At 69.6% G+C, this 5,746-nt stretch carries 5 protein-coding genes; 4 read left to right on the top strand and 1 reads right to left on the bottom strand.

What is annotated here, in order from left to right; translation table 11 throughout:
* Positions 1-57 precede the first annotated feature (57 nt).
* Positions 58-1,320: an aspartate kinase gene (locus G6024_RS05480; protein ID WP_096906193.1), complete on the bottom strand. Its 1,263-nt coding sequence runs from the start codon at positions 1,318-1,320 to the stop codon at positions 58-60.
* Positions 1,321-1,391: 71 nt separating this feature from the next.
* Between G6024_RS05480 and G6024_RS05485 the strand changes: the two genes are divergently transcribed.
* The 4 genes from G6024_RS05485 to leuA all read left to right on the top strand — a co-directional run bounded on the left by G6024_RS05485 (position 1,392) and on the right by leuA (position 5,702).
* Entirely contained in the window at positions 1,392-2,285 is an 894-nt protein-coding gene (locus G6024_RS05485; protein ID WP_067714587.1) for a DMT family transporter, read from the top strand.
* A gap of 103 nt (positions 2,286-2,388) precedes the next feature.
* Entirely contained in the window at positions 2,389-3,201 is an 813-nt protein-coding gene (locus tag G6024_RS05490) for a S1 family peptidase (protein ID WP_119193251.1), read from the top strand.
* 52 nt (positions 3,202-3,253) lie between these two features.
* Positions 3,254-3,685, top strand: coding sequence for a GNAT family N-acetyltransferase (locus G6024_RS05495; protein ID WP_119193250.1), 432 nt, complete (start codon positions 3,254-3,256; stop codon positions 3,683-3,685).
* Positions 3,686-3,842: 157 nt separating this feature from the next.
* Positions 3,843-5,702, top strand: a complete 1,860-nt coding sequence (gene leuA / locus G6024_RS05500) for a 2-isopropylmalate synthase (protein ID WP_159148248.1) — start codon at positions 3,843-3,845, stop codon at positions 5,700-5,702.
* Positions 5,703-5,746 lie beyond the last annotated feature (44 nt).

Genomic DNA, 5,746 nt, shown 5'->3' on the forward strand with positions numbered 1-5,746 from the left:
GCGGGGCGCCGGGCGCCGGGCCGGCCTGGCTTGGGGCGGGCCTGGCGAGGGGTCAGGTCAGCGGCCGGTGCCGGCGTAGACCTGCGCCTCCTCGTCGCCGCCCAGCTCGAACGCCTTGTGCAGCGCGCGGACGCTGTCGGGCAGCTCGTCCTCCCGAACGAGCGCCGAGATGCGGATCTCGGAGGTGGAGATGAGCTCGATGTTGATGCCGGCCTCGGACAGCGACTCGCAGAACGTCGCGGTGACGCCCGGGTGCGACTTCATGCCCGCGCCGACGAGGGAGACCTTGCCGACGTTGTCGTCGTAGAGCACCTGGTCGATACCCAGATCGTCCTTGGCCTGCGAGAGGACCTCAACGGCCTTGGCACCCACCTCGCGGGGGCAGGTGAAGGTGATGTCGGTCTTGCCCTCCGCCTTGGAGACGTTCTGCAGGACCATGTCGATGTTGATCTCGGCGTCGGCCACCACGCGGAAGATCTTGGCCGCGTACCCCGGCTGGTCGGGGATGCCGACGACCGTGATCTTGGCCTCCGAGGCGTCGTGAGCGACTCCGGTCAGGACTGCGTCTTCCACGGGGATGTCCTCCACTTTTCCGGCCACGAGCGTGCCCGGGTTGGTCGAATACGAAGAGCGGACGCGCAGCGGCACGTGATAGCGGCGGGCGAACTCCACACTGCGCAGGTTGAGGATCTTGGACCCGACGGCCGCCATCTCCAGCATCTCCTCGTACGAGATGGTGTCGAGCTTGCGGGCATCGGGCACGATCCGCGGGTCGGCGGTGTAGATGCCGTCCACGTCCGAGTAGATCTCGCACACGTCCGCACCCAGGGCCGAGGCCATAGCGACCGCGGTGGTGTCGGACCCGCCGCGACCCAGGGTCGTGACGTCGCGGGTCTCTCGGGACACCCCCTGGAAGCCCGCGACGAGGGCGATCTTGCCCTCGTCCAGCGCCTCACGGACGCGCCCCGGGGTGATGTCGATGATGCGGCTGTTGCCGTGCCTGGTCGTGGTGATGATCCCGGCCTGGGATCCGGTGAAGGAATAGGCCTCCATCCCGTACGAACTGATGGCCATCGCGAGCAGCGCGTTGGAGATGCGCTCCCCCGAGGTCAACAGCATGTCCATCTCGCGCTGCGGAGGCGAGGGACAGACCTGATCGGCCAGATCGAGTAGCTCGTCGGTCGTGTCGCCCATAGCCGAGGCCACGACCACGACGTCGTTACCCGCCTTCTTGGTCTCCACGATCCGTTCCGCCACCCGACGGATTCGTTCTGCGGACTCCACGGAGGAGCCGCCGTACTTCTGCACTACGAGTGCCACGCGGTCACACCCTTCCGGTGTTGATCGGCTTACCGCAGACCTACTTTACGGGAGGTGTTTACTCATCAGGGATGAGTGAAATCTGGGCGGCAGTGATTCTCGCCCTCGCGTCCGCCCTCAGCCAGGCCTTCGGAACCGTCATGCGGCACCGATCGCCCCAGCGCGCGAAGGGTCGACACGAGGGTCACTTCAACGTGCTCGCGAGCCGGTACTGGTGGACCGGCATGGTCATCAGCCTCGCCGGATTCGCGTTCCAGGGCCTCGCTCTCGCGTTCGGATCGCTCATCCTCGTCCAGACCATCACCGTTCTCTCACTGACATTCGCCCTCCCCCTCGGCGCCTGGGTCACCGGCCGGCGGGTCACCAAGACCGAACTCTTCTGGGGGTACGTCCTGACGGGATGCGTGATGGTGCTCGTCATCTACGGACGGCCCACCGGAGGAGACGCCCACCCGCCCTGGTGGCAATGGGCACTCGCGTGCGCGGGCGGACTCCTCGTCGTCGTCGTCCTCCTCGGTGTCTCCCGCAACCGCCGCTCCAACGGCAACCGTGCCCTCCTGCTGGGCGTGGCCGGCGGCACCGCGTTCGCCTACGTCGCACTGCTGACGAAGGGCGTCACCGAGCGGTTCCACGACGGCGGACTGTTCACCGTGGCCACGACCGGCGAGGTGTACGGACTGGGGGTGGCCGCCGTCGCCGCGCTGACGCTGCAGCAGATGTCGTTCTCCGCCGGCGCGGTGCACCAGGCCGTGCCCGCCTCCACGGTCACCACCCCGGTCGTCTCGCTCGGCCTGGGCGTGGTGGTGCTGGGCGAGTGGTTCTCCGTCGACGGCGCCGCGCTGATGCTCCTGGGCGCCACCCTCACCGTGATGGTGCTCGCGACGGTGCGGCTCGCGCACAAGGAGGTCGACACGGCTCCGCCGATCCCCGACCACCGCGCGCCGAACCGCCGCGCCTCGGAGTGACGCGCCTCCGAGTAACGCGCCCGGTGCATGCCGCGACGTCCTCACCATGAGGACCCATGTCGAGCGGCCCGAGAACTCCCCACCATCGCCTAAGCTGAGCTTCATGCGCCTCACACGTCACAGTGGCCCCGTCCGTCCCGGCCGGTTGGCCGCCACGGTCGCCGCCATCGTCGGGACGGTCACTGCGTCGCTCGCGGTCGCGGCACCCACGGCCGGCGCGGTAGTGAACGGCGCCCCCTCCGGCCCCGCCCCGTGGGCCGTGCAGATCACCGTCTTCGACGGCGTCCTCGGCGCCCCGTGTACCGGCGTCGTCATCCACCCGCGCTGGGTGGCCACCGCCGCCCACTGCGGGCCGACGAACCCCGACGCGTACACCCTCGGATTCGGGAACCTCGCCACCGTGCCCGGGGGCTTCGGTTCGACCGCCCCACTGGCCAGCCCGAGAATCGTCGGCGCGTTCGGCTCCCTCGACACGGGCAGCCTCGGTCGTCACACCCCGGCCGCCGCCTACAAGGCCCCCGCCGGGGACTTCATGCTCCTCAAGCTCCGCCACCCCGCGCCGTCGCCGTCCGTGCGGCGCGCCGGCGTCGACCCCGCCCCCGGCGACGTCCTGCGCTTCCACGGTTTCGGCGAGACCGAACCCCTCGGGATGCGCTCACCCGTCCTGCGCACCGGACTGACCCGCCTCGAGCGGATCGAGGCGCGACCCGGTTCCCGCGTCGGCCACTCCCACACCCTCCAGGGCGGATTCTCGCCCGGCGACTCCGGCGGGCCCGTGTTCCGGGGCGACCGACTGGTGGGCGTCCACTCCGGCTCCGACCACGACCGCAGGCAGCCCGACGGCACCAACCCGGCCCGGTACGAATCGATCCCCGCCCAGAACGGCTGGATCGACTGGATGATCGCCAACCGATGACCCAGGGCAGTCGGCGATGCCGAACCCCCTCGATTTTTGCCACACTGGACAGATGACCCCGCCGGAGCTCGTCATCCGCCGCGCCGCGCGCGCGGATGTTGACCTCGTGCTGTCCGCGGGTGACCTGCTCAGCACCCCGCCCACCGCGGAATGGACCACGGACTTCCTCGACCGAGGTTCCAACCTGCTCGTGCTGGCGCTGCAGGACGAGGTGCCGGTGGGCATGCTCGTCGCGGTGGAGACCGGGCACCTCGGCGCCAGCCCCGACCTGTTCGTCTACGGGATCCGGGTCCGCGAGGACCTGCGCGGCATGGGCATCGCCCACCGACTCGTCGAGAAGGCGGTGGAGGTGGCCGAGGAGGCCGGCTGCAGCAAGGTGTGGGGGTCCATGCAGGTGCCAGACGACCTCACGCAGGACCCGCCGTCGGCACCGCCCGAAGGGACCACAGCCGAGTCCTCGACGTTCGTCATTCCGATTCCGTGACGTCCCGCGCAGATGTGTATGATGGCCCGCATGCAGCGCGTGCTCCTTCTTGGGTGCCGCGGCGGGGCCCGCTGAGGCGGACCGGCTCCCCGTCGCGGGATCTCGTCGCGCCGGTCCGATCCCTGCCGATCGCCCCCTAGGAAGTTGAGCCACTGCAATGAATCCCGCTGATGCCTTCGTCTCGTCGTCGTCGACCCTGACGCCCCCTTCCAAGCCCGGCCGCCCCGACCAGCCGTCGTGGAACAAACAGCGCGGCTCCTCGATGCCCGCGCACCGGTACCGGCCGTTCGCCGAGGAGGTCGAGGACGTCTCCCTGCCCGACCGCACCTGGCCGGACAAGATCATCACCCACGCCCCCCAGTGGTGCGCCGTGGACCTGCGCGACGGCAACCAGGCCCTGATCGACCCCATGAGCCCCGCGCGCAAGCGCCGCATGTTCGACCTGCTCGTCCGCATGGGCTACAAGGAGATCGAGGTCGGCTTCCCGTCCGCCTCGCAGACGGACTACGACTTCGTCCGCGAGATCATCGAGGACGCCGCGATCCCCTCCGACGTCACCATCCAGGTGCTGGTCCAGTGCCGCGAGGATCTCATCCGTCGCACGTTCGAGGCGTGCGAGGGCGCGTCCGACGTGATCGTGCACTTCTACAACTCGACGTCGATCCTGCAGCGCAAGGTGGTCTTCCGTAAGGACCGCGACGCCATCAAGAAGATCGCCACCGACGCCGCCGAGCTGGTCACCACGATCGCGCGCGACTACCCCGACACCAACTGGCGCTGGGAGTACTCGCCCGAGTCCTTCACCGGCACCGAGCTGGCGTTCTCCAAGGAGGTGTGCGACGCCGTCACCGAGGTCGTCGGCGCCACCCCCGAGAACCCGATCATCCTCAACCTGCCGGCGACCGTCGAGATGGCCACGCCCAACGTGTACGCCGACCAGATCGAGTGGATGCACCGCAACCTGGCGAACCGCGAGTCGACCATCCTGTCGCTGCACCCGCACAACGACCGCGGCACCGGCGTCGCCGCCGCCGAGCTGGGCTACCAGGCCGGCGCCGACCGCATCGAGGGCTGCCTGTTCGGCAACGGCGAGCGCACCGGCAACGTCTGCCTGGTGACGCTGGGCATGAACATGCTCACCCGCGGCGTCGACCCGCAGATCAACTTCTCCGACATGGACGAGATCCGCCGCACCGTCGAGTACGCCAACCAGCTGCGCGTGCCCGAGCGCCACCCCTACGGCGGCGACCTGGTCTTCACCGCGTTCTCCGGCTCGCACCAGGACGCCATCAACAAGGGCTTCGACGCCCTGCAGGCCGAGGCCGACACCCGCGGCGAGGACATCACCGACATCACGTGGGAGGTCCCCTACCTGCCGGTCGACCCCAAGGACGAGGGCCGCACCTACGAGGCCGTCATCCGCGTGAACTCGCAGTCCGGCAAGGGCGGCGTCGCCTACATCATGAAGAGCGACTACGGCCTGCAGCTGCCGCGGCGCCTGCAGATGGAGTTCTCGCAGCTCGTCCAGTCGGTCACCGACTCCGAGGGCGGCGAGGTCACCCCCAAGGCGATGTGGGACATCTTCTCGCTGGAGTACCTGGACCGCGTCTCGCCCATGGAGCGCATGTCGCAGCACCTCGTCCCCGCCGAGACCGATGACGGCGAGGACGCCATCGAGGCCGTCATCAAGTGGAAGGGCGAGACCCGTGAGCTGGCGGGGTCCGGGAACGGACCCCTCGCCGCGTTCGTCGCCGCCCTGAACGAGATGTTCGACGACGAGGTACGCATCCTCGACTACTCGGAGCACGCGATGACCTCCGGGGATGACGCCACCGCGGCCGCGTACGTCGAGGTGCAGTTCGGCAACCGGGTCTTCTGGGGTGTCGGACGAGCCGGTTCCATCACCACCGCCTCCCTGCGTGCCGTGGTCTCCGCCGTCAACCGCGCCTACGCCGACGAGGCCGAGGGCGCCGAGGCCGTCGGTTCGGTCGAGGGCGCCCGCACCTGGGCCCCCTGACCGGCTGACGTCGGCTGGGCCGGCGCGCCGGGTGGGCCCGCCGC

Source organism: Dietzia maris (genome assembly GCF_014144855.1).
Lineage (GTDB): Bacteria > Actinomycetota > Actinomycetes > Mycobacteriales > Mycobacteriaceae > Dietzia > Dietzia kunjamensis.

Bases quoted from the DNA above. Each gene is read 5' to 3' on its own strand.
- G6024_RS05485 (WP_067714587.1), top strand. From the start codon at position 1,392: ATGAGTGAAATCTGGGCGGCAGTGATTCTCGCCCTCGCGTCCGCCCTC.
- G6024_RS05490 (WP_119193251.1), top strand. From the start codon at position 2,389: ATGCGCCTCACACGTCACAGTGGCCCCGTCCGTCCCGGCCGGTTGGCC.
- leuA (WP_159148248.1), top strand. From the start codon at position 3,843: ATGAATCCCGCTGATGCCTTCGTCTCGTCGTCGTCGACCCTGACGCCC.
- G6024_RS05495 (WP_119193250.1), top strand. From the start codon at position 3,254: ATGACCCCGCCGGAGCTCGTCATCCGCCGCGCCGCGCGCGCGGATGTT.